The organism is Pseudomonas sp. E6002, from assembly GCF_013385565.1.
Lineage (GTDB): Bacteria > Pseudomonadota > Gammaproteobacteria > Pseudomonadales > Pseudomonadaceae > Aquipseudomonas.
The window spans coordinates 256,012-279,042 of sequence record NZ_JACAPT010000001.1 but is presented as its reverse complement, the minus strand read 5'-3'; the positions used below and the strand labels follow the sequence as shown (position 1 = coordinate 279,042).

The following is a 23,031-nucleotide window of genomic DNA, read 5'->3' as shown; positions in this document are numbered from 1 at the left end:
ATTCAGACCTTATAAATGAGTGGAAGCGCCCGCGGCAGCGTAGTTCTGGTAGCTGTTCATCGTTTTTGCGATCTGCGAAATCTTGCTGGCGTAATCCGGGTCGGTTGCATAACCGGCTTTTTGCAACTCGCGCACAAACTGTTCCGGGTTGTCGGCTGATTTCACAACTTCTTTATAGCGATCATTGCTTTGCAGCAACGTGACCAGGTCATGGAAGCTGTCCTGGTAGGAATTGTAGGAACGGAACTGCGCCGTCTCCTTGACCATCGCGCCATCGCGAAACTCGCTGGTGATCGCCCGGGCCTGTTCGCCCTGCCAACTCTGGCCGGCCTTGATGCCGAACAGGTTGTGGCTGCTGGTGCCATCCTCGGCACGCATCACCGATTTACCCCAACCGGTTTCCAGGGCGGCCTGGGCCACCAGGTAGCGTGGGTCGACGCCAATCCTCGCAGCGGCCTGCTTGGCCATCGGCAACATGGTGGCGACAAATTCATCCTGCGAGCTGAAGGCTTTCTTCGCCGGTGCCAGCGGTGGCTGGGCGACGGCGCGGCCGTAAACCTGCATCTGCCCGCGAGGCGGTATGGCGGCAAGGCTGCGGGCGGTGCTGTTGACCACGCCATCATCGGCAGCGCTGTTGCGCAGCGGCGCGGCCTTGGCGGCAGTGGAAGCCTCGGCACCCGGCACGATGCCGGCCAGCAGGCGATCCGTCAGCTTGCTCGGCAACGAGATGCGTCGCTGGTTCATCAGCGCCATGTCGTTGGCGTGGGAGTTGGTGCCTTCAGGCACCGCCACGCGGTATGCCCACAATGGCCGCTGACCATTGCTGCGGCCCAGCGGGCCATCGGCCTTGGTACCGGCGGCAATTTCAGTCGGCACATCCACCTTCTTCGCGGGCGCAGCCGGGCCTTGCAGGGTGGCCGCCTGGGCGTCCACCGGTTTGTTCTTCTGCATCTGGCGCAGCAGCACGTCCGCCAGGCCGATACCACCGCCCTCGCGAGACAGGGAAACCGCCAACTGCTGGTCGTACATTTCCTGGTACTGCTTGGCCGCCGGGGTATTCAGCGGGTTGTCCTTGCCCAGGGCTTCGGTGGCCGAACGCATGGACTTGAGCATCTCGCCGAGAAACAGCGACTCAAATTCCTGCGCGACCTTGCGCATGTTGCCGTCGCTGTTCTTGTCGCCGACCTTCAACTGGTTAAGCCGGTTGAGGTCGGAATAGGAACCCGAATCCGCCGTGCTGGTCAGGCCGCTCTTGCGCATGTCCATGGCCATGGCGTCAGATCACGATCAGGTCGGCTTGCAAGGCGCCGGCCTGTTTCAATGCTTCGAGGATCGCCATCAAGTCGCCGGGCGCTGCGCCCACCTGGTTCACCGCACGGACAATCTCGTCCAGGGTGGTGCCGGGGCCGAACTTGAACATCGGCTTGGCTTCTTGCTGGGCATTCACCCGCGAACGGGGGACCACGGCAGTCTGGCCGTTGGACAACGGGCCAGGCTGGCTGACGATCGGGTCTTCGGTGATGGTCACGGTCAGGCTGCCGTGGGTCACGGCCGCTGGCGAAACCTTGACGTTCTGGCCAATCACGATGGTGCCGGTCCGCGAGTTGATGATGACTTTCGCCACCGCCTGGCCCGGGTCAACCTCAAGGTTTTCCAGCAGGGACAGGTAGTCCACACGCTGGCTTGGGTCCAGCGGTGCCGTCACACGAACCGAGCCGCCATCGATGGCCTGGGCCACGCCCGGGCCGAGCAGCTCATTGATCTTGTCGACCACGCGCTTGGCGGTGGTGAAGTCCGAACGGTTGAGGTTCAGGGTCAGGCTGTTGCCCTGGTTGAAGCCGCTGGGCACCGTGCGCTCCACGGAGGCACCGCCGGGAATCCGCCCGGCCGACGGCACGTTGACGGTGATCTTCGAACCGTCACGGCCTTCGGCGTCAAAGCCGCCCACCACCAGGTTGCCTTGGGCAATCGCGTAGACGTTGCCGTCGATACCTTTTAGCGGCGTCATCAGCAAGGTGCCGCCGCGCAGGCTTTTCGAGTTACCCATGGACGACACGGTGATATCGACCACCTGCCCCGGCTTGGCGAACGGCGGCAAGTCAGCGCTGATGGACACCGCAGCGACGTTCTTCAACTGCACGTTGCCCGAGCCCGGCGGTACCTTGATGCCGAACTGCGAGAGCATGTTGTTGAAGGTCTGCAGGGTGAACGGGGTCTGGGTGGTCTGGTCACCCGTGCCGTTAAGCCCCACCACCAGGCCGTAGCCGATCAGCTGGTTGGACCGCACGCCGGAAATGCTCGCGATGTCTTTCAAGCGCTCGGCCTGGGCGCCTGCGCTCAGGGCCAGCAGCAACATCGCAGCCATCAGCTGTTTGAAGTTCAAAGTGATCACCTAGAAAGGGAACAGCGGGCTAAGGAAGAAACGGTCAAACCAGCCCGGCTGACTGGCGTCAGCAAACGAACCCGTACCCGAGTAGGTGATGCGTGCATCGGCAATCCGTGTCGACGGCACGGTGTTGTCGGTGGAGATATCGTCGGCGCGAACCATGCCCGCAATGCGCACCAGTTCGTCACCGGTGTTGAGGGTCATCCACTTCTCGCCGCGTACGGCAATGATGCCGTTGGGCAGCACGTCGGCCACGGTCACGGTGATCGAGCCGGTCAGGCTGTTGCCCTGCCCTGCCGCACTCTTGCCGTTGGTGGCGCGGTCGCCGCTGTAGCCGGCGTCCAGGCTCAGGTCACCGCTGCCCAGCGGGTTGTTGGTGTTCGGTACACCGCCAAACAATGAAGTCAGGCCGATGCTGGTCTTGCTGGTCTTGCCGATCTGCGAGTTGGCGTTCTTGCTCGCCTGGGTCTTCTCGTTCAGCGTGATGGTGATGATGTCACCCACCCGGAAGGCCTTGCGGTCGCTGTACAGGTTCTGTTCGAACCCGGCCTGGTAGATCGAGCCATTGTTGGCGGCCGCCGGCAACGGCGTGCGCGGCAACACCGGCGCATAGTACGGGTCATTGGGCTTAGGCGTCGGGGCGACACAGCCCGCGAGCACAGCAATCCCACTCAATGCCAGAACAGAAACATAGCGATTCATGACCCATACCTCACGGTGTTGCAGGCGCCTTCAAGGGCGCCCCATAGACTTGATTACAGATTCTGCGTTACGAACGAAAGCATCTGGTCGGCGGTGGAAATCACCTTGGAGTTCATCTCGTAGGCGCGCTGAGTGGTGATCATGTTGACCATCTCTTCAACGGTGCTGACGTTGGACGTTTCCAGGGTGCTTTGCAGGGTGGTACCAAAACCGTTGAGGCCCGGGGTGCCGATTTGCGGCGCGCCGCTGGACGCGGTTTCCAGGAACAGGTTGTTACCGATCGCCTGCAGGCCGGCCGGGTTGATGAAGTCGGCGGTTTGCAGGTTGCCGATCACCTGGGAGGCCGGGTTGCCGGCCACGGTGATCGACACGGTGCCGTCGTTGCCGACGGTGAAGGTCTGGGCGTTGTTCGGCACGACAATCGCCGGCTCCAGCGCGAAGCCATTGGCGGTCACGACCTGGCCGTTGGAGTCCAGGTGGAACGTACCGTCACGGGTGTAGGTGGTGGTGCCGTCCGGCTGCAGGATCTGGAAGAAACCCTTGCCGTTGACTGCCAGGTCCAGCGGCTGGCCGGTCTGCTGCAGGTTACCGGCGCTGAAGTTCTTCTGGGTGCCAACGATTGCCACACCGGTACCCAGTTGCAGGCCCGACGGCAATTCGCTGTCCTGGGTCGACTGGGCGCCAGGCTGCTTCTTGATCTGATAGAGCAAGTCCTGGAACTCGGCGCGGTCACGTTTGAAACCCGTGGTCGACACGTTGGCCAGGTTGTTGGAAATGGTGGTCAGGTTGGTGTCCTGGGCGGACAGGCCTGTCTTGGCAACGTATAGAGCCGGAAGCATGTTCTTCTCCTTCGTGCGCCTGTTTTATGGCGCCGCGCTACAAAAATTAGTGTGTGGCTGCTATCAGCTCATCGCCAGGACGCGGGTCATGGCCTGGTCGTCTTCTTTGGCGCTGTTCATCATCTTGATGTGCAATTCGAACTGCTTGGACAGGGCCAGGACTGCCGTCATTTCTTCGACGGCGTTCACGTTGCTCGCCTGCAGGAAGCCCGACGTCAGCTTGACGTTGGCATCGGCCTGGGCCGGCTGGCCATCCTTGGTGTGGATGGTGCCGTCGAGGCCCTTGGTCATGTTCTTGAGGTCGGGCTGCACCAGCTTGATCCGGTCCACTTCAGCCATCACCCGCGGGCCTTCGCCCATGGCGCGGATGCTGATGGTGCCGTCCTGGCCGACTTCGATCTGCTGCTGGGGCGGCACGGCAATCGGGCCGCCGTTGCCCATGATCGGCATGCCGTTGCCGGCCCGCAGCACGCCCAGCGCATCGACGTTCATGCTGGCGCTGCGCACGTAGGATTCGCCGCCATCCGGGTTTTGCACGGCCATCCAGCCGTCACCGCTGACGGCCACATCGAGGTCACGGCCGGTTTCAATCATCGCGCCAGGGGAAAAGTCCGTGCCTGGGCGCTCGGTCAAGGCAAAGGCTCGCGCCGGAAAGCTGTCACCGAACACCGGCATCGAGCGTGCCTGTTCCAGGTCACGCTGGAAACCATTGGTGGAAACGTTCGCCAAGTTGTTGGCGTGGGCCTTCTGCGCCAGTGCATTCTGGCTGGCGCCGGTCATTGCCACGTAAAGGTACTTATCCACGCTCTTTCCTCTTTCTGACGGACGCTTGCCGCCCACCGCTGTACTGATGAGGCTTAAGCAATTTGCGAACCAACTTTTTGAAATGAGGGAAAGTCCAGGCGGGGCGGGGGTTTGCCGGCAGGTGGCAGCTGAGGGCAGCAGGAAGAGAGTCGAAAAAACGGCGGACTTATGCCGCTAACGGCAAGTGCAGGTATCAAGACCGACAAAGAACCCATGTGGGAGCGGGCTTGCTCGCGAATGCGGTGTGACAGTCACCCTATGTATCGACTGACCTACCGCATTCGCGAGCAAGCCCGCTCCCACAGGTTTAACCGCGTTCGGCTTTGACGACTTCGTAGTCGCGCAACTTGTTGGCAATAGTGGTGTGGGACACGCCCAGCCGCTTGCCCAACAGCCGGCTGCTGGGATGTTCGGCATACAACTGCGCCAGCACCGCCTTTTCAAAGCGCCCGACGATCTCCTCCAACCCGCCTTCCAGGGAAAAATCCCCCAGCGGCTGGCGCACGCCATAGTCCGGCAGGCGAATGTGCTCGGCCTTGACGGTGCCGCCCTCACACAGCGAAACCGCCTGGAACAGCACGTTCTCCAACTGCCGCACATTCCCCGGCCAGTGGTAATGGCTGAGGCGTTCCATCGCCGCCGGTGCGAGCTTGGGCAGCGGGCAGCCGATCTGCCGGCTGGCCTGATCCAGGAAGTGCTCCACCAGCGGCGGCAAACCGTCGAGGCACTCGCGCAGCGGCGGGATATGCAGCGAGAGCACATTGAGACGATGGTAAAGGTCCTGGCGGAATTCGCCCCGGGCGCACAGTTCGGAAAGGTCCACCTGGGTCGCGCAGATCACCCGCACATCCAGGTACACCTCTTCATCACTGCCTACACGGCGAAAGCAGCCGTCCTGCAGAAAGCGCAGCAACTTCACCTGCAACCGCGCGCTCATTTCGCCGACGCCGTCGAGAAACAACGTACCGCCCGCCGTCAGCTCCAGCAGTCCCAACTTGCCCTCCGCCCTCGCCCCTTCAAAGGCGCCGGGACCATACCCGAACAACTCGGTCTCGGCCATGGACTCGGGCAAACCGGCGCAGTTGAGCGCCATCAACGGCGACTGGCCGCGTGGGCTGGCCAGGTGACAAGCGCGGGCCAGCAACTCTTTGCCAGTGCCGGTTTCGCCTTCTATTAATAGAGGCGCATCCAACGGCGCCATGCGCCGAGCCTCACGCACCACGGCGGCCATGACCCTGGAGCTTTGGAAAATGCTGTCGAAGCCGCGCAGCTCCTGCTTGCGCACATTGTAGATACGCTCACCCACCCGGTCGGCGCGGTGCAGGGTCAGTACGGCGCCGGCCATGGCTTCGCTGTCGTCATGCTCGGAGGATTGCAGCGGCGCAATATCGGCCAGGAATACATCGCCCTTGACCTTGACCCGCAGGCCGTTGATTCGCGATTTGCTGGCCCGTACCAGTTCCGGCAAATCGAAATCTTCGGCGTAGCGTGACAACGGAATGCCCGGCACCTCATCCACCCGTACTCCGAGCAACTGCGCCGCCGCGCGGTTGGCCGCGACGATGGAGCCGCCCATGTCGATGGACAGCACCGGAAACTCCAGCGCCCCCAGCAGCGCGTTGAGCTCCATATGCCGACGCTCGCTGGGCATCAGCCCTACCCGCTTGACGCCAAATACCCCGGCAATCGCCTCGAACTGCGGGCGCAATGCCTGGAACTGCAGGTTCACCAGGTTCGGGCAATAGAGGTAAATGGCGTTGCCGTGCTCGCCACCGACCTCGCCCTTGGCAACGTTCACGCCGTACTCCACCAGCAGGTTGAGGATGTCCCGCAGGATGCCGATGCGGTTCTGGCAATGCACTTTGATACGCATGAGAAGGCCCGAAGAAGTGGAGTCGCTGCGTCTTTTTGCCGCCGGCCGCAGATAATCGTCAAGATTATGTGACAGCTGCGAGGCGATTCACACCCAAAATACGCCACATGGAGAACGAATCGCTTCATCCGTAACGAAAACTTTACGAATCTCAGTAACTTTTCCTACAAAAGCGTGGCACAGGAGGATGGCTTCCTGGCCCAGGCGGCGTATCAATAGGCTCATCCCAGGACATAACAAGAACGAATGCCTAGCAGGAGAGCAGTATGAAGCAGACGCAGTACGTGGCCCGCGAGCCCGACGCGAACGGTTTTATCGACTACCCGCCCGAAGAACATGCGGTGTGGAACACCCTGATCACGCGCCAACTGAAAGTGATCGAGGGCCGCGCCTGCCAGGAATACCTGGACGGCATCGACAAGCTCGGCCTGCCCCACGACCGCATTCCACAGCTGGCGGAAGTCAACAAAGTGCTGGCCGAGACCACGGGCTGGCAAGTCGCCCGGGTGCCGGCGCTGATCCCCTTCCAGACTTTTTTCGAATTGCTCGCCAACAAGCAGTTTCCGGTGGCGACGTTTATTCGTACCCGTGAAGAGCTGGATTACCTGCAGGAACCGGACATTTTTCACGAGATCTTCGGCCATTGCCCACTGCTGACCAACCCCTGGTTCGCGGAATTCACCCACACCTACGGCAAGCTCGGCCTGGCCGCCACCAAGGAACAGCGCGTGTACCTGGCGCGCCTGTACTGGATGACCATCGAGTTCGGCCTGGTGGACACGCCCGAAGGCCGGCGCATCTACGGTGGCGGCATCCTGTCTTCGCCCAAGGAGACCGTGTACTGCCTCTCGGACGTGCCCGAGCATCAAGCCTTCGACCCGCTCGAAGCGATGCGCACGCCGTATCGCATCGACATCCTGCAACCCGTGTACTTCGCCCTGCCCAACCTCAAGCGCCTGTTCGAAGTGGCGCAGGAAGACATCATGGGCATGGTCGAACGCGGGATGCTGCTGGGGCTGCACGCACCGAAGTTCCCGCCCAAGCCAAAAGCGGCTTGAACTGCGGCTTTTAGGGCCAGGTGAGTCTGTTCCCTGGCCCCGCGTTGCTTTAGGGTGACGCTACTGACGACCGTTTCCAAATACTCGATTTCAGGAATACCCACATGACCACGTTGAACCAAGCCCACTGCGAAGCCTGCCGCGCCGACGCCCCGCAAGTCAGCGACGAAGAGTTGCCGGTGCTGATCAAGCAGATCCCCGACTGGAACATCGAAGTACGCGATGGCGTGATGCAGCTGGAAAAGGTCTTCCTGTTCAAGAATTTCAAATTCGCCCTGGCCTTCACCAACGCCGTGGGCGTGATCTCCGAAGCTGAAGGCCATCACCCGGGCCTGCTCACCGAGTGGGGCAAAGTCACCGTGACCTGGTGGAGCCACTCCATCAAGGGCCTGCACCGCAACGACTTCATCATGGCCGCGCGCACCGACGAAGTGGCCAAGGATGCCGAGGGCCGCAAGTAATGCATTTCGACGCAATTGGCCGGGTGCCCGGAGACCCGATCCTCGGGCTGATGGAGCTGTATGCCCAGGACCCGAACCCGCTCAAGTTCGACCTCGGCGTGGGCGTGTACAAGGACGACCAGGGCCTGACGCCGATCCCCCATTCGGTGAAACTGGCCGAGCAGCGCCTGGTGGAGCAACAAACCACCAAGACCTACATCGGCGGCCATGGCAACGCCGCGTTCGGCTCGCTGATCAGCGAGCTGGTGCTGGGCGCCGGTTCGCCACTGCTGAGTGAACGCCGCGCCGGCGCCACCCAGACGCCTGGCGGCACCGGCGCGCTGCGCCTGAGCGCCGACTTTATCGCCCACAGCCTGCCCGGCCGTGGCATATGGCTGAGCAACCCGACCTGGCCGATCCACGAAACCATCTTCGCCAAGGCCGGGCTCAAGGTCAGCCATTACCCGTACGTGGGCAGCGACAATCGTCTGGACGTAGCGGCAATGCTGGCCACCCTGTCGACGGTGCCTGAGGGCGATGTGGTGCTGCTGCACGCCTGCTGCCACAACCCGACCGGTTTCGACCTGTCCCACGATGACTGGCGCCAGGTGCTGAAGATCGTCCAGGAACGTCAGTTGCTGCCGCTGATCGACTTTGCGTATCAGGGTTTTGGCGATGGCCTGGAACAGGATGCATGGGCCGTGCGGCTGTTCGCGGCTGAGCTGCCTGAAGTGCTGATCACCAGTTCCTGCTCGAAGAACTTCGGCCTGTACAGCGACCGTGTGGGCGCGCTGATTGTGTGCGCCGCGAACGCCGAGAAGCTGACGGATGTGCGCAGCCAACTGGCGTTTATTGCGCGGAACTTGTGGTCGACGCCGCCGGACCATGGTGCTGCTGTGGTGGCGACGATTCTCGGTGACGCCGGGCTGAAAAAGCAGTGGGCCGAGGAAGTGGAAGCGATGCGGGCGCGGATTGCGCAGCTGCGTTCCGGGCTGGTGGAGGCGTTGGCGCCCCATGGGTTGTCGGAGCGGTTTGCGCACATCGCGGCGCAACGCGGGATGTTTTCCTATACCGGGTTGAGTGCGGACCAGGTGAAGCAACTGCGGGACAAGCACAGCGTGTATATGGTCAATTCCGGGCGTGCGAACGTGGCGGGGATTGATGCGACGCGGTTGACGCTGTTGGCCGAAGCGATCGCAGATGTTTCCCACACCTGACTGAAGAAACCGGCTCCAAATGTGGGAGCGGGCTTGCTCGCGAAGGCGGTGGGTCAGTCGAATTATCTGGTGACTGACACTCCGCATTCGCGAGCAAGCCCGCTCCCACATTTAGACTGAGTGAGTCTGTGAGTCTGTGGGTTTGAGGCTTAGCCCGCGACCATTTCGGCCTTTAGTTGCGCCTCTTTCGCCTGGGCATCCGCCAATCGATACAGCTCGATATGCCCGTCCCAGTGCTCGATCAGCGCTGTGCACGACTCCACCCAATCCCCGCAATTGAGGTAGTCCACCTCGCCCACCTTGCGAATCTCCGCATGGTGGATGTGCCCGCACACCACGCCATGCAGCTCGCGCTTGGTCACTTCGTGGGCGATCGCTTCTTCAAAATCACTGATAAAGCTCACCGCCGTCTTGACCTTGTGCTTGAGGTACGCCGACAACGACCAATAGCCGTAGCCATAGCGCGCCCGCCAGTGGTTCAACCAGCGGTTGAGCGTGAGGGTGAATTCGTAGGCCGAATCGCCGAGGAACGCCAGCCAGCGGTGGTACCGGGTGATCACGTCGAACTGGTCGCCATGGATCACCAGCAAATGCCGGCCATCGGCAGTCACGTGCACCGCTTCGTCCACCAACTGGATATTGCCAAGGATCAGCTTCGAATAACGCCGCAGGAATTCATCGTGGTTGCCGGTGACGTAGATCACCTCGGTGCCGCGCTTGCTCATGGTCAGCAGGCGGCGGATCACGTTGGTGTGGGCCTGGGGCCAATACATGCCGCTGCGCAGCTTCCAGCCGTCGATGATGTCGCCCACCAGGTAGACCTTGTCGGCGTGGTAGCCCTTGAGGAAATGCGAGAGGTGTTCGGCCTGGCAATCCCGGGTGCCCAAATGCACGTCGGAAATCCACAGGGTACGCACGCGCTGCTTGCGGCTGGGTTTGGCGAGTTCGGCGCTGGTCATGGGCATGCCTCACGGTGTTTTCGCGAGCTTGCGCCCACGGGATTAATAGCCCATGACAGTGTTGCGTCAGTCTGATGACAGCGCCCGCAGGCGGCGAAGCGATGTAAACTGCGGGCCTGCCCAGGAGACTGCGATGAGACCCAACCTCACGCTACGCCACTACCCCGATGCGCCTATCGCCCATAGCCACGACCATGCACAGCTGGTGTTTGGCCTGTCCGGGCACCTGGACTTCGAGGTGGATGGCCGGGGCGGCCAGGTGCAGCACAGCAGTGTGATGGTGCTGCCCTACTCCGCCCATCACGCGTGCCGCAGTCGAGATGGCAGCCGCTGCCTGGTGCTGGACGTGCCCGATGAGCACTGGCTGGCGCAGTCCCTGGGCGAGCATGCCGACGCCAGCCGCCGCTTGCTCGACCGGTGCGCACACCTGACCCTCGACAATCGCCAAAGCCAACTGGTGCAATGGCTGGCGAGCAGCCCGGTGGACGACCCGCTGATCGCCCAGCAAGGCGCCGTGTTGCTGCTGGCCAGCCTCAACCTTGCGCAGCCGCCGGTGGGCAAGCGCCTGCCCTATGCCGCGTTCGATGCGCATATCCAGCGGCACGCCGCGCACCCACTGCAAGTGGCGGACCTGGCGAAGCTCGCCGACCTGTCCGTCGCCCGCCTGCATGCACGGTTTATCGCGGAAAGCGGGCAGACGCCGATGGACTACATACGCACCCGGCGCTTGCAGATGGCCCGCGGCCTGCTGCGCGACAGCCAGCTGCCGATCGGCGAGATTGCCGCGCGGGTGGGCTATGGTTCGCAAAGTGCATTTGCTGCGGCGATGTTGCGCGAGTTTGGCCTCTCGCCCCGAGCCTTCAGACGAGCACCGCCCGGTGTGGGAGCTGGCTTGCCTGCGATAGCATCACCGCGCGCTATCTGAACGACCGAGTTGTCTGCATCGCAGGCAAGCCAGCTCCCACAGGGATCTTCACCAAGCAAGAGTCCTGCGACAAAAGCCGCGAGCCCAACGACAGACGCGAACGCCTGCAACCCTCTAGACTGCGATCCTGTAAACCCGTCGTTTAAGGATCGCAATGACTCCCCGCACAGCCCTCGGCGCCCTGCATATCGGCGCATTGATGTTTGGCCTCACTGGTGTGTTCGGCAAACTGGCGGCCGCTTCGCCGGCGATTATCGTGTTCGGCCGCGCCGCGTTCGCGGTCATTGCCCTGGCAATCTTTGCGCGCTTTGCCAGCAACACGCCCTGGAAGAAGCTGCAAGCCCGCGACTGGCGCCGCCTGCTGGTCAGCGGCCTGCTGCTGGCCGGGCATTGGGTGAGTTTCTTTATTGCGGTAAAGGTCGCCGGTGTGGCCATCGCCACCCTGGGCTTCGCCACCTTCCCGGCGTTCACGGTGATTCTCGAAGGCTTGATTTTCCGCGAGCGGATTCGCGCCAACGAGATCCTGCTGGTGGTGCTGGTGAGCATCGGGCTGGTGCTGGTCACGCCGGATTTCAATCTCGCCAGCCAAGCCACCAGCGGCTTGTTGTGGGCGGTCGGCTCCGGGTTGTTGTTCTCGCTGCTGTCGCTGAACAACCGCGCCAGTGGGCGCATCCCGCCGGTGCAGGCCGCCTTGTGCCAGAACGTGGTGGTAGCGCTGTGCCTGTTGCCCGTCGCCGCGCCCGGGCTGGCCGAAGTGCGGCCACTGGACTGGCTGTGGATCGGCCTGCTCGGGGTGTTCTGCACCGGCCTGGCCCATAGCCTGTTTGTCGCCAGCCTCGCGGTGCTCAAGGCCCGCACGGCGGCGGTGGTGTTTGCCATGGAGCCGGTGTACGGCATCACCGCGGCCTGGCTGCTGTTTGCTGAAACGCCAACCCTGCGCATGCTGATGGGCGGCGCGCTGATCATCGTCGCCATCGTGGTGTCCGGGCTGATGGGCAGCGCCAAACCGGCCAAGCAGCCGGCCACCACGGCCGAGGTTCACTGAGTACGGTCGTTATGCCCCAGGTCCCGTTGCGGGTCGATCTGGTCGCGCACTCTTTGCTTGAGCACCTTGGCTTCCGGGAAGCCACCGTCGGCCTTGCGTTCCCAGATCTGCACACCGTCGCAGGTAATCCGAAACGCACCGCCGGTGGCCGGCTCCAGGGCCACTTTGCCGAGGTCATCGGCGAACGTGCTCAGCAATTCCTGGGCCAGCCAGGCGGCGCGCAGCAGCCACTGACACTGGGTGCAATAGGTGATGACAATCTCGGGCTTGGCCGCTGACATGAATTGACTGGCTCCTGCTTGGCGGGTTGAAAGGATCGAGTGGCTATAATACCGGCCTTTATCGTCCTGCCTTGAGATTGATGATGCGCCGCCTGTTGTCCTGCCTGTTGCTGTGCCTGTTCCCTGTCCTCGTCCAAGCCGTCGAAAATCCGCGCCCGAAGATCGGCCTGGTCCTCTCCGGCGGCGCCGCCCGTGGCCTGGCGCACATTGGCGTGCTCAAGGCCCTGGAAGAACAGGGCATCCACATCGATGCGATTGCCGGCACCAGCATGGGTGCGGTGATCGGCGGGCTGTACGCCTCTGGCTACAAGATCGACGAGCTGGAAAAACTCGCGCTGAACATCGACTGGAAGCTCGCCCTGTCTGACGCGCCACCGCGGGAAGACGTGCCATTCCGGCGCAAGCAGGATGACCGGGATTTCCTGGTCAAACAGAAACTCAGCTTCCGCGACGACGGCAGCCTCGGCCTGCCACTGGGGGTGATCCAGGGTCAGAACCTGGCCTTGCTGCTGGAAAGCATGTTCGCCCACACCAGTAACGTGCGGGATTTCGACAAGCTGCCGATCCCCTTCCGCGCCGTGGCCACCGACATCACCAGTGGTGAAAAAGTGGTGTTCCGCAAAGGCCACCTGCCCCAGGTGATCCGCGCCAGCATGTCGATCCCGGCGGTATTTGCCCCGGTGGAACTGGATGGCCGGCTGCTGGTGGACGGCGGCATGACCGATAACATCCCGCTGGATGTGGCGCGGGAAATGGGGGTCGACATCGCCATCGTCGTCGACATCGGCACCCCGCTGCGCTCACGCAAGCAACTCAACACCGTGGTGGACGTGCTCAACCAGTCCATCACCCTGATGACCCGGCGCAATTCCGAAGAACAACTCAAGGCCTTGGCGCCCCGCGACGTGCTGATCCAGCCGCCCCTGGCCGCCTACGGGGTGACGGATTTCGGGCGCGCCAAGGACATGATCGACGCGGGCTACCGCGCCACCCGCGCACTCGACGTGCGCCTGGCGCACCTGCGCCCGGCCGAACCGGTGGACCCGTCGCTGGTGGCCGCGCGAACGGCCGGCGAGCGCAACCCGGTGATCACCGCGATCAAGGTGGAGAACGACTCCAAAGTGGGCGACGAGGTGATCCGCTACTACATCCGCCAGAACCTCGGCGAGCCCCTGGACCTGGCCCGCCTGCAAACCGACATGGGCACTCTGTACGGCCTGGATTACTTCGAACAGGTGCAATACCGCGTGGTGAAAAAGGGCAAGGACAACACCCTGGTCATCAGCGCCCGGGGCAAACGCAGCGGCACCGACTACCTGCGCCTGGGCCTGAACCTGTCGGATGACATGCGCGGCGACAGCGCCTTCAACCTCGGCGCCAGCTACCGCATGAACGGCATCAACCGCCTCGGCGCCGAATGGCTGACGCGGGTGCAGATCGGGGACAAGCAGGAGCTGTACAGCGAGTTCTATCAGCCGATGGACACCGGTTCACGCTACTTCGTCGCGCCCTATATCAGTGCCCAGGCACAGAACGTCGAACTGATTGAAGACAATAACCCGATCTCCGAATACCGCCTGGAACGCTACGGCTTCGGCCTGAACGTGGGCCGGCAGATCGGCAACAGCGGCGAGATTCGTTTCGGCGTCGGCGAGGCCTGGGGCAAGGCGGATGTGCGCATTGGCGACCGGAATTCACCGAGCATCAACTTCAGCGAGGGTTTCTATGAGCTGAAGTACTCCTTCGACTCGTTCGACAACGTGTACTTCCCCCATACCGGCGAAGACATTGGCCTGGCCTTCCGGGAGTTCGAACCGGGGCTGGGTTCGGACCAGCGCTATCGCCAGTGGGAGTTCAAGCTGGACAAGGCCATGAGCAGCGGGCCGGACACACTGATCCTCGGCGGGCGCTATGGGCGCACCCTGGATAAGTCGGACGTGGTGATTTCCAGCTTCCTGCTGGGGGGCGCGCGGCAGCTGTCGGGCTTCCGGGAGGATGCGATTGCCGGGCAGAACATCAGCCTGATGCGCGCGGTCTACTATCGCCGGCTGACGCCGCGGTCTTATTTGCCGCTGGATTTCCCGTTGTACCTGGGCGCATCACTGGAACGTGGGAGAGCGTGGAACAACGACAATGAATACGACAGCGGGTACATCAACGCCGCCAGTATTTTCCTGGGGTTTGATACGCCACTGGGGCCGTTGAATTTCAGTTATGGGTTTAACGATGACAGTCAGCAGGCGGTGTACCTGAACCTGGGGCAAACCTTCTAACTACGCCGCAAACCCATGTGGGAGCGGGCTTGCTCGCGAAGGCGGTGTGTCAGTCAGCGCATGTATTCACTGACACTCCGCCTTCGCGAGCAAGCCCGCTCCCACATTTTTTATCTTCTGTGTACTTGGGGTCAGGACTTCTCGAGATTTCCGAGGATGTGTTCATGCACCCGCATGCACACCCGCAGATCCTCTTCATCAACACCCACAAACAGCTCATGGCGCAAGGCCGTGGCGATGGTCTCGATCTGCTCGATCAGCGGCTTCGCGGTGTCGCACAGCACAATGCGCTTGGCGCGGCGGTCTTCCACCACGGCCTGGCGTTGCACCAGGCCCTGGCTTTCCAGGCTGTCGAGCAAACGGGCCAAGGTGGGCCCCTCTACCCCGACACTCTGCGCCAACTCACGCTGGGTAGGCGGTTCGGTAAAACGGGCCAGGTGCAGCAGCACCAGCCAGCGTGCCTGGGACAGGCCCAAACCTGCCAAGCGGCGATCCAGCTCGGCACGCCATCCTCGGGACATATGCGCCAACTGCATGCCAAAACGGTGTTGATCGGTTAACGGCATAAAAAACTCATGGATTAGACTGAAAATAAAGTGTGGCTAATTATTAGTCAGCTAAGCATGACCCATGCCAGTAGGCAAGACCCGGTATGTACTGATTCGTTACATTGTCGTAATTGGCACATCAAATCTCGAATTCCGACTGCAAAGCGGCCCTTACGCAGTACAAAACGCCCTCGGGAACGCGGCCGGTAAACAGCGGCGCAATCTCGGAAACAGGTGGCAATTCGCCTTCTCCATCCAGGAATGCATCCTGGATTTCACCGAGCAAATCTTCCGGCAGATCAAGGGCCTGCTCCAACGACAACTGCTGCTTGCCGATGGATTCGGCGAGCAAGGTGTAGACGTTCTTTTCCGAGCACTGCAGCTGCCCGGCAATCTGGATCGGGGTCATGCCGGCACGGGCGAGGCTGATCAACTCGTGGCGGATATCGGCGACCTCTTTTGGCGCCTCGACCTGGCCGCCGAGCACTTCGAGGAAGGCCTGGCCATAACGCTCCAGCTTGCGCGCACCGACGCCGCTGACCCTGGCCATCTCGCCGAGGGTAGTGGGATGGTCGCGGAGCATTTCCAGCAAGGTGGAGTCCGGGAAGATGACGTAAGGCGGCACACTGTGTTCCTGCGCCAACTTCTTACGCAGCGCGCGCAGGGCTTCCCACTGTTCGCGCTCTTCGAAGCGCACCAGTTGGCTGGCCTGGCTGGTGCTGCTCTTGGCGGTGGTTTGCGGCTTGAGGTCGCGGCGCAGCTCCAGGCTGACTTCGCCCTTGAGCAGCGGCCGGCAACTGTCGTTCAGGCGCAGGCCGCCGTAGCCTTCCAGGTCGATGTCCACCAGGCCACGGGCGACCATCTGCCGGAACAGCGAGCGCCACTCACCTTCGGCGCGAGCCTTGCCCACACCGTAGACCGAGAGTTTTTCGTGGCCGAAGCTGCGAATCTTTTCATTGTCCTTGCCCAGCAACACGTCCACCAGGTGGCCGACGCCATAGCGCTGACCGGTGCGGTAGATCGCCGACAACGCCTGGCGCGCCGGCTCGGTAGCGTCCCAGGTCTGCACGCCGTCCACGCAGTTGTCGCAGTGGCCGCAGGGCTTGGGCATGTCTTCGTCGAAGTAGGCGAGCAAGGTCTGGCGACGGCAGCGGGTTTCTTCACACAGCGACAGCATCGCGTCGAGCTTGTGCTGCTCCAGGCGCTTGTGGCGCTCGTCGCCTTCGGAGTTCTGCAGCATCTGCTTGAGCATCACCACGTCTTGCAGGCCGTAGACCATCCAGGCATCCGCCGGCAGGCCGTCACGGCCGGCACGCCCGGTTTCCTGGTAGTACGCCTCAAGGGATTTGGGCAAATCCATGTGGGCCACGAAGCGCACGTTGGATTTGTCGATGCCCATGCCGAACGCGATGGTGGCGACCATGATCAGGCCTTCCTCGTTGAGGAAGCGCTTCTGGTGGTAGGCCCGCAGTTCGTTGGGCAAACCCGCGTGATACGGCAGTGCCGGGTATCCTTGTTCACTGAGGAATGCGGCGACCTCATCGACCTTCTTGCGCGACAGGCAATAGACAATGCCGGCGTCGCTGCGCCGATCGGAGAGGAACGCCAGCAACTGCTTGCGCGGCTGTTCCTTGGGCACAATGCGGTAAAAGATATTCGGCCGGTCGAAGCTCGAGAGGAAGCGCTCGGCGTTCTGCAGGTGCAGGCGCTCGACGATTTCTTCGCGGGTCCGCTTGTCGGCGGTGGCGGTCAGGGCGATGCGCGGGACGTTGGGGAACAGTTCCGCCAGCTGGCCCAGTTGCAGGTATTCACGACGGAAATCGTGGCCCCATTGGGACACACAGTGGGCTTCGTCGATAGCGAACAGGGCGATTTCCAGGCTCTGCAGGAACGCCAGCATCCGTGGCTGCACCAGGCGCTCGGGGGCGAGGTAAAGCATCTTCACTTCGCCGCGCTTGATCCGGGCAGCGAGGTCGCGCTGCTGTTCGGCGCTGAGGGTGGAGTTCAGCGAAGCAGCCGCCACGCCGAGCTCTTCAAGGGTGGCCACCTGGTCGTCCATCAGGGCGATCAACGGTGACACCACCACCGCAAGCCCTTCCCGCAGGAGTGCCGGTACCTGGAAGCACAGCGACTTGCCGCCGCCGGTAGGCATCAGGACAAGGGCATCGCCGCCGTTGGCCACGCGCTCAATGATCGCACCCTGGCGGCCACGAAAACTGTCGTAGCCGAAGATGTCCTTGAGGACGCGTTGAGCCTGCTCGAGCATGAAAAACTCCAAATATCGCCGAAATCCCTCTGTACAGGCTGGTCGAAAAAGCACGCTTGAGCGGGAAATAATCCGTAAGCGAACTTTTCCCGCGACTGGCGCTTGGCCTGCAGGGGCATCACAAAACGCGGCAGTATACCCGAGCGTTACCCGGCAAAGGGTGCCGTTGGTGAATTGCCGCCGGGCTCAAATACCTCTCCAATCTGTGCTGCGGCTGGCCTGGCAGCTCAAGAAAGCCTAGAATTGCCCATCGTTTATTCCCAAGGTAGTCCGTCAATGTCCTTCGCTGAGCAACTAACCCGCCTGCAAGCCTTCCTCGATGCCGATGAGCTGCACGACGAGGCGCTGGACTACGTGGCCGCCCACGGCTATCTGACCGCGCTGTCGATATGCTCCGATGTCGTTCCCGACCGTGAATGGATCGACGCCCTGTTCTCCGAAGAGCCTCACTACAGTGATGCCGCCCAGCGCGAAGAAATCGAATCGACCCTGCTGGCCCTCAAGGCTCACATTGGCCGCCAACTGGCTTCCGATGAAGAGTTCGAACTGCCTTGCGACCTGGACCTGGGCGAAGACCCGGACGACTCCGAACTGCGCGGCTGGTGCATCGGTTTCATGGAAGGCGTGTTCCTGCGTGAAGAGGCCTGGTTCGAAACGGCTGAAGAAGAAGTCAGCGAAATGCTGCTGCCGATCATGGTCGGTTCCGGCCTGTTCGACGAGCAACCTGAGTTCTCCGACATCGCCGCCGACGCCAACCTGATGGACGACATGATCGTTCAGATCCCGGAAGCGCTGACCGCCCTGTACCTGCTGTGCAACGCACCTGACGAAAAGCCGGCGATCCTCAAGCCTCGCCACCACTAAGACCTTTGCCCGTGGCGCCCATGGGCAACCGTTCCGTGATCCTGCGTTACGTTCTGCTGGCCATCGGCTGGTTGAGCGTGGCGCTCGGGGTAATCGGCATCTTCCTGCCGGTGCTGCCCACTACCCCCTTCCTTCTGCTGGCTGCCGCCTGCTTTGCCCGTAGCTCCCCGCGCTTCTACCACTGGCTGGTGGAACACCCGCGCCTGGGGCCGTGGATTCGTGACTATCTGGATGGCAACGGGATTCCGCTCAAGGGCAAGGTGTATGCCATTGGGTTGATGTGGGTGAGTATCGGGTTTTCCTGCTACCTGGTGCCGCTGATCTGGGCGCGAGGGTTCATGCTGACCAGTGCGGTGTTGGTGACGGTTTATATTTTGCGGCAGAAGACCTTGCCCAAGGCACCGCAGGACTAAATGTGGGAGCGGGCTTGCTCGCGAATACGGTGGATCAGTCAGCACATGTATCGGCTGACACACCGTATTCGCGAGCAAGCCCGCTCCCACATTTTTAATCCAGTCGCTTCAGAGGGATCAACGCATCGGCGGCAAGCCATACGCCGCCAAATCAAAGTCAGCCAACTTGCGAATAATCTGGTCGGCATGGTGATACTTGCTGTCCGCCATCGCCTCATCCGGCACCGCAATCGCGGTCATGTGCGCAGCCTTCGCCGCTGTCACGCCAAACGGCGAATCCTCAAACACCAGGCAATCCTCTGGTGCCACACCCAAGCGGCGCGCCGCCGTCAGGAAGATATCCGGCGCCGGCTTGGCCGCCCCGACTTCCGGGTCATCCGCCGTGACGATGGTGTCGAACAGCCCAAACCACTCACGGTGCAGCGTGGTCTTGTGGCCAAACGAATTGCGCGACGAACTGGTGCCCACGGCAATCGGAATGTTATGCGCCTTCAAGTGCCGCACCAGCGCCTCAGCACCCGGCATGCCCAAGGCCTTGGGGAAACGCTCGCTCATCAGCGGCTCGCGGATCACCAGGAATTCTGCGGGGGTAATCGGCAGGTCCAGCGCCTTGACCACGTAATCCGCCAGGTCCTGGGCGCCGCGACCAATGATGTGCTGCTTGATCCCCCAGTCATAGGTACGGCCATAGCGTTCGGCAATGATCTGTGTGACTTCGGTGTAGATGCCTTCTGTATCCAGCAACAACCCGTCCATATCGAAAATGACAGCCTTGATCGGGACAGCGGTACGCGGTGCATTCATCACTACAGATCCGTGGGCAAAAGGACTAAAAGGATTCAGCACAATAACGGCCAGCGTTACCTGCAAGCAACCGTTACGGCCTTGTGCCGAATCCAGTCAGTGCTTCACTCGGGAAAATCCGCCCCCTCAGTTACCTCAGCCCACGCATCAAAATCCGCACTCAGCGCCTTCACCTTGGTCCGCGCAAAGGTCAACGCAGCCTTGCCCAGCAACAGGCGCAATGGCGGTTGCTCAGCCTCCACCGCCTTGACGATGGCAATCGCCGCGCGCACCGGATCACCCGGCTGCTTGCCGCTGTAGTTGCGAACCATATTGGCCCGTGCCACCGCCGTTTCCTTGTAGTCGACAATCCCGTGAGCCGCCTCGTTGGCCGAACGCCCGGCCCAGTCGGTGCGGAACGGGCCCGGCTCGACCAGCAACACCTTGATCCCCAACGGCGCGACTTCCTGGGACAGCGCCTCGGAAAGGCCCTCCACCGCAAACTTGGTCGCATTGTAGAAACTCAGCGACGGGAACGCCGCCACACCGCCCACCGAGGAAATGTTCACGATGCTGCCCGAGCGCCGGGCGCGCATGCCGGGCAAGGCCGCGCGGGTCATGGCGCTCAAGCCCCACACGTTGATTTCGAACATGTTGCGCACGTCATCCAGGTCGCTTTCTTCGAAGGAGCCGAAGTAGCCGACACCGGCGTTGTTGACCAGTACGTCGATATGGCCGAAACGTTCTTCAGCCGCTTTGACAGCCGCCTCGACCTGGGCCTGGTCGGTAACGTCCAGCGTCAGGACCAGGGCGTTTTCTTCGTGACCGGCAACGATGTCTTGCACCTGCTGCGGATTACGCGCGGTGACCACGGTCGGGTAGCCGAGGCTCAGGGTGTGCAACGCCAGCTGGCGGCCGAAACCGGTGGAGCAGCCAGTGATGAACCAGACGGGTTTTGCGGTGGAAGTCGTCATAAAGGGCCAATCCTCGTGTGTGTAGGAAAAGTATGCGCGCCGCTGTTCTTGCTAAAAAGATGCATAATCTGCAAGGCCCTTTCGGAAATACCACACAATGGACACGCCCGATTTTCAGCAGTTGCGACTGTTCCTGCAGGTCGCCCGCTCGAAAAGCTTCACCCAGGCGGCCGACGCCAGCAGCCTGTCGGTGTCGACCGTCAGCCATCGCGTGCGCGCCCTCGAGAAACAGTTGGGTGTGCAACTGCTAAACCGCACCACCCGCAGCGTCAGCGTGACCGAGGCCGGCGAGCAGTTGATCCAGAAGATCACGCCGCTGCTGGAAGAACTGCAAACCAGCCTGCACAGCGTAGCAGCGGCGACGGTCGACGCCGCCGGCACCTTGCGCCTGAACATTCCCTCCACCGCCAGCCGAATGGTCCTGCAACCGTTGCTCCAGCGCTTCCTGCGCAAATACCCGGGCATCAACCTGGAAGTGGCGGTGGACAACAGCCTGGTGGACATCGTCGCCCAGGGTTTTGACGCGGGCATCCGCTATGACCATGTGCTGGCCGAAGACATGGTGGTGGTGCCGGTGGCGACGCAGTTGCGATTCGTCATCGTCGCCACGCCGCAGTATTTGCAGGGGCGCAAACTGCCCACTCATCCCCACGACTTGCTCGAGCATGAGTGCGTCAACTACCGCAGTGCGCAGACCGGCTCGCTGCACCGCTGGGACTTTGAAAAAGCCGGCAAGCAGATGCGGGTTACGGTAAAAGGCCGGCTGGCGACCAACGATGTTGAATTGATGGTGCGCGGTGCGCTGGACGGGTTTGGCTTTGCCTACGTGGCGCGCTCCAGCGTCGAGCAGTACCTGCAACGCGGTGAGTTGGTGGAGGTGCTGGACGACTGGATTGCCCACAGCGCGCTGTATTTGTATTACTTCAACCGTACGAACACGCCGAAGAAATTGCGGGTGTTTATCGAGTTCCTGAAGGAAGAATTCGGGACCTGATCCATTCAAAAAGCGAACCCCATCATGCTCTACCGCTTCGCCGCCGACGGCCTGGTGCTGTTTCATTTGTCGTTCATTCTGTTCGTGCTGTTTGGCGGTTTGCTCGCCCTGAGATGGCGGCCCGTGATGTGGCTGCACTTGCCCGCTGCTGCCTGGGGCGTTGCGGTGGAAGTGTTCCACCTGCCCTGCCCGCTGACCCGCTGGGAAAACCTGTTTCGCCACCTGGCCGGGCAGGACGGTTATGGCGGCGGGTTTATCGAGCATTACATCCTGGCCATGATCTACCCGGCCGGGCTGACGCCGCAGATTCAATTGGGGCTGGGCGCGCTGGTGCTGTTGATCAACATCGCGGTGTATGTGCGATTGATCAGGCGCGCTTAGGCAAGCAGCCGATACCCACCAATGTCGCCTCAACCGCCTCGTCCAAAGGCGTGTGCGGTTCGCTGCCCAATATCTGTACGAGGCGGCGGTTGTCCATGCGCACCTCGGTTTGCCACAGGTAACGCATTTCCTGCATCTCGCGGAAGGTGGTGACAAAGGGCGCGGCCAGTTTCAGCAGCCACCACGGGAAAGCACGTACAGAAGGCTGTTGGCCGGTCCTGCGTGACACCACCCGCTGAATCGCCTGGCTCATCTGCCGACCGTCCGCATCTATGTGCCCCGCCATATGAAAGCGGGCGAAGGCATCAAGGCTGTCGCGGCGTGCAATCAACTCGACCATGGTCCTCGCCACATCAGGCAGGTAAGCCCACTGATGCCCCACGCCTGGCGCTCCCGGATAACTCACGCTGGCCACCGGTTTTGCGGGTTTGACCAGGCCTTGGGAAAACCAGCTGCTGCCGGCCTTGGCGCCGAAAAAATCGCCTGCCCGCACGATCAGCGCTCGTGCGCCCTGCCGGGTCGCCTCAAGCAAACGCTGCTCCAGCTCTACCCGGATCGCGCCCTTGCGGGTAAGGGGATGCTGCGGCGAATCTTCCTCCAACCGCGCGAATGCATCAGGCCCGAAGTTGTACACCGTGCCCGGCAAGACAATCGTCGCCCCTTCCGCGACTGCCGCCGCGATGCTGTTGTCGATCATCGGCAGCACCAGCTCCGCCCAGCGCTGGTAACCGGGCGGATTCACCGCATGCACGATCACCGAACAACCCCGGGCCGCTGCGACGACTTCCCCACGGTTCAGCGCATCACCTTTTATCCAGGTGAAATCGGCATTCTGCTTGTGAGCCTTATCCACATCCCTCGTCAGGGCGCACACCTGCCAGCCCGCAGCGAACAACTGCCGTGCCACCTCACCACCAATCCCGCCTGTCGCGCCCATTACCAGAACCTTGTTCATGCTTTTTCCCCTGAGGGTTGTGTGATGGGGCGATTCTGTTCGCCGGCGAGC

General features: G+C 62.0%; 23 protein-coding genes. 10 read left to right on the top strand and 13 right to left on the bottom strand.

Annotation, left to right across the window (positions count from 1 at the left end; all coding sequences use genetic code 11):
• Nucleotides 1-9: 9 nt before the first annotated feature.
• The 6 genes from flgJ to HX815_RS01415 form a co-directional block, all read right to left on the bottom strand.
• Complete coding sequence (flgJ, locus tag HX815_RS01440; protein WP_003214604.1) at nt 10-1,272, bottom strand: flagellar assembly peptidoglycan hydrolase FlgJ; 1,263 nt, start codon at nt 1,270-1,272, stop codon at nt 10-12.
• Nucleotides 1,273-1,276: 4 nt separating this feature from the next.
• Nucleotides 1,277-2,365 carry a flagellar basal body P-ring protein FlgI gene (locus tag HX815_RS01435; RefSeq protein ID WP_032899355.1) on the bottom strand — a complete coding sequence of 363 codons (1,089 nt, stop codon included), beginning with the start codon at nt 2,363-2,365 and terminating at the stop codon, nt 1,277-1,279.
• A 27-nt stretch (nt 2,366-2,392) separates the two neighbouring features.
• Nucleotides 2,393-3,088, bottom strand: a complete 696-nt coding sequence (gene flgH / locus HX815_RS01430; protein WP_003214607.1) for a flagellar basal body L-ring protein FlgH — start codon at nt 3,086-3,088, stop codon at nt 2,393-2,395.
• A gap of 53 nt (nt 3,089-3,141) precedes the next feature.
• The gene (gene flgG / locus HX815_RS01425; RefSeq protein WP_003214609.1) at nt 3,142-3,927 is read right to left on the bottom strand and encodes a flagellar basal-body rod protein FlgG; all 786 of its coding nucleotides are present in this window, start codon (nt 3,925-3,927) and stop codon (nt 3,142-3,144) included.
• 63 nt (nt 3,928-3,990) lie between these two features.
• Nucleotides 3,991-4,731: a flagellar basal body rod protein FlgF gene (locus HX815_RS01420; RefSeq protein ID WP_003214611.1), complete on the bottom strand. Its 741-nt coding sequence runs from the start codon at nt 4,729-4,731 to the stop codon at nt 3,991-3,993.
• 307 nt (nt 4,732-5,038) lie between these two features.
• A complete protein-coding gene (locus HX815_RS01415) occupies nt 5,039-6,604 on the bottom strand; it encodes a sigma-54-dependent phenylalanine hydroxylase transcriptional regulator PhhR (RefSeq protein ID WP_003214613.1) in 1,566 nt (521 codons plus the stop codon).
• Between the two features lie 266 nt (nt 6,605-6,870).
• Between HX815_RS01415 and phhA the strand changes: the two genes are divergently transcribed.
• The 3 genes from phhA (at nt 6,871) to HX815_RS01400 (ending at nt 9,319) form a co-directional block, all read left to right on the top strand.
• Nucleotides 6,871-7,662 (top strand): phenylalanine 4-monooxygenase, encoded by a 792-nt coding sequence (phhA, locus tag HX815_RS01410; protein WP_177027715.1) that lies wholly within the window; start codon nt 6,871-6,873, stop codon nt 7,660-7,662.
• 104 nt (nt 7,663-7,766) lie between these two features.
• Nucleotides 7,767-8,123: a 4a-hydroxytetrahydrobiopterin dehydratase gene (locus HX815_RS01405; protein WP_003214616.1), complete on the top strand. Its 357-nt coding sequence runs from the start codon at nt 7,767-7,769 to the stop codon at nt 8,121-8,123.
• Nucleotides 8,123-9,319: an amino acid aminotransferase gene (locus HX815_RS01400; RefSeq protein WP_177027714.1), complete on the top strand. Its 1,197-nt coding sequence runs from the start codon at nt 8,123-8,125 to the stop codon at nt 9,317-9,319. Before HX815_RS01405 ends, HX815_RS01400 begins: the two co-directional genes overlap by 1 nt.
• A gap of 149 nt (nt 9,320-9,468) precedes the next feature.
• Here the strand turns inward: HX815_RS01400 and HX815_RS01395 are convergent, their stop codons facing one another.
• Nucleotides 9,469-10,278 (bottom strand): UDP-2,3-diacylglucosamine diphosphatase, encoded by an 810-nt coding sequence (locus HX815_RS01395; protein ID WP_003214618.1) that lies wholly within the window; start codon nt 10,276-10,278, stop codon nt 9,469-9,471.
• Between the two features lie 133 nt (nt 10,279-10,411).
• Between HX815_RS01395 and HX815_RS01390 the strand changes: the two genes are divergently transcribed.
• Both HX815_RS01390 and HX815_RS01385 read left to right on the top strand, forming a co-directional pair.
• A complete protein-coding gene (locus HX815_RS01390; protein WP_102606513.1) occupies nt 10,412-11,203 on the top strand; it encodes an AraC family transcriptional regulator in 792 nt (263 codons plus the stop codon).
• 154 nt (nt 11,204-11,357) lie between these two features.
• Entirely contained in the window at nt 11,358-12,248 is an 891-nt protein-coding gene (locus HX815_RS01385; protein WP_177027713.1) for a DMT family transporter, read from the top strand.
• Here HX815_RS01385 and HX815_RS01380 read toward each other — a convergent pair.
• Nucleotides 12,242-12,529 (bottom strand): SelT/SelW/SelH family protein, encoded by a 288-nt coding sequence (locus HX815_RS01380; RefSeq protein WP_003214624.1) that lies wholly within the window; start codon nt 12,527-12,529, stop codon nt 12,242-12,244. The two genes, HX815_RS01385 and HX815_RS01380, sit on opposite strands and share 7 nt — an antisense overlap.
• Before the next feature lie 83 nt (nt 12,530-12,612).
• Between HX815_RS01380 and HX815_RS01375 the strand changes: the two genes are divergently transcribed.
• Nucleotides 12,613-14,802 (top strand): patatin-like phospholipase family protein, encoded by a 2,190-nt coding sequence (locus tag HX815_RS01375; RefSeq protein WP_177027712.1) that lies wholly within the window; start codon nt 12,613-12,615, stop codon nt 14,800-14,802.
• A gap of 131 nt (nt 14,803-14,933) precedes the next feature.
• On the opposite strand, the gene HX815_RS01370 is transcribed toward HX815_RS01375, so the two are convergent.
• Together HX815_RS01370 and recQ are read right to left on the bottom strand one after the other, a co-directional pair.
• Complete coding sequence (locus HX815_RS01370) at nt 14,934-15,368, bottom strand: MarR family transcriptional regulator (RefSeq protein WP_004371158.1); 435 nt, start codon at nt 15,366-15,368, stop codon at nt 14,934-14,936.
• 121 nt (nt 15,369-15,489) lie between these two features.
• Entirely contained in the window at nt 15,490-17,616 is a 2,127-nt protein-coding gene (gene recQ, locus HX815_RS01365; protein WP_004371161.1) for a DNA helicase RecQ, read from the bottom strand.
• Between the two features lie 276 nt (nt 17,617-17,892).
• Here recQ and HX815_RS01360 point away from each other — a divergent pair, with 276 nt between their 5' ends.
• Entirely contained in the window at nt 17,893-18,480 is a 588-nt protein-coding gene (locus HX815_RS01360; protein WP_004371163.1) for a YecA family protein, read from the top strand.
• Nucleotides 18,481-18,500: 20 nt separating this feature from the next.
• Complete coding sequence (locus HX815_RS01355; RefSeq protein ID WP_004371165.1) at nt 18,501-18,893, top strand: YbaN family protein; 393 nt, start codon at nt 18,501-18,503, stop codon at nt 18,891-18,893.
• Between the two features lie 117 nt (nt 18,894-19,010).
• Here HX815_RS01355 and HX815_RS01350 read toward each other — a convergent pair whose 3' ends face one another.
• On the bottom strand, nt 19,011-19,697 hold the full coding sequence (locus HX815_RS01350; RefSeq protein WP_004371166.1) for an HAD-IA family hydrolase: 687 nt from the start codon (nt 19,695-19,697) through the stop codon (nt 19,011-19,013).
• Nucleotides 19,698-19,801: 104 nt separating this feature from the next.
• The gene (locus tag HX815_RS01345; RefSeq protein WP_177027711.1) at nt 19,802-20,650 is read right to left on the bottom strand and encodes an oxidoreductase; all 849 of its coding nucleotides are present in this window, start codon (nt 20,648-20,650) and stop codon (nt 19,802-19,804) included.
• A gap of 97 nt (nt 20,651-20,747) precedes the next feature.
• Here HX815_RS01345 and HX815_RS01340 point away from each other — a divergent pair, with 97 nt between their 5' ends.
• Nucleotides 20,748-21,644, top strand: a complete 897-nt coding sequence (locus HX815_RS01340) for a LysR family transcriptional regulator (protein WP_004371170.1) — start codon at nt 20,748-20,750, stop codon at nt 21,642-21,644.
• Between the two features lie 24 nt (nt 21,645-21,668).
• A complete protein-coding gene (locus HX815_RS01335; protein WP_177027710.1) occupies nt 21,669-22,025 on the top strand; it encodes a DUF2784 domain-containing protein in 357 nt (118 codons plus the stop codon).
• Here the strand turns inward: HX815_RS01335 and HX815_RS01330 are convergent.
• Nucleotides 22,012-22,980, bottom strand: coding sequence for an SDR family oxidoreductase (locus HX815_RS01330; protein ID WP_177027709.1), 969 nt, complete (start codon nt 22,978-22,980; stop codon nt 22,012-22,014). The genes HX815_RS01335 and HX815_RS01330 overlap by 14 nt on opposite strands.
• Nucleotides 22,981-23,031 lie beyond the last annotated feature (51 nt).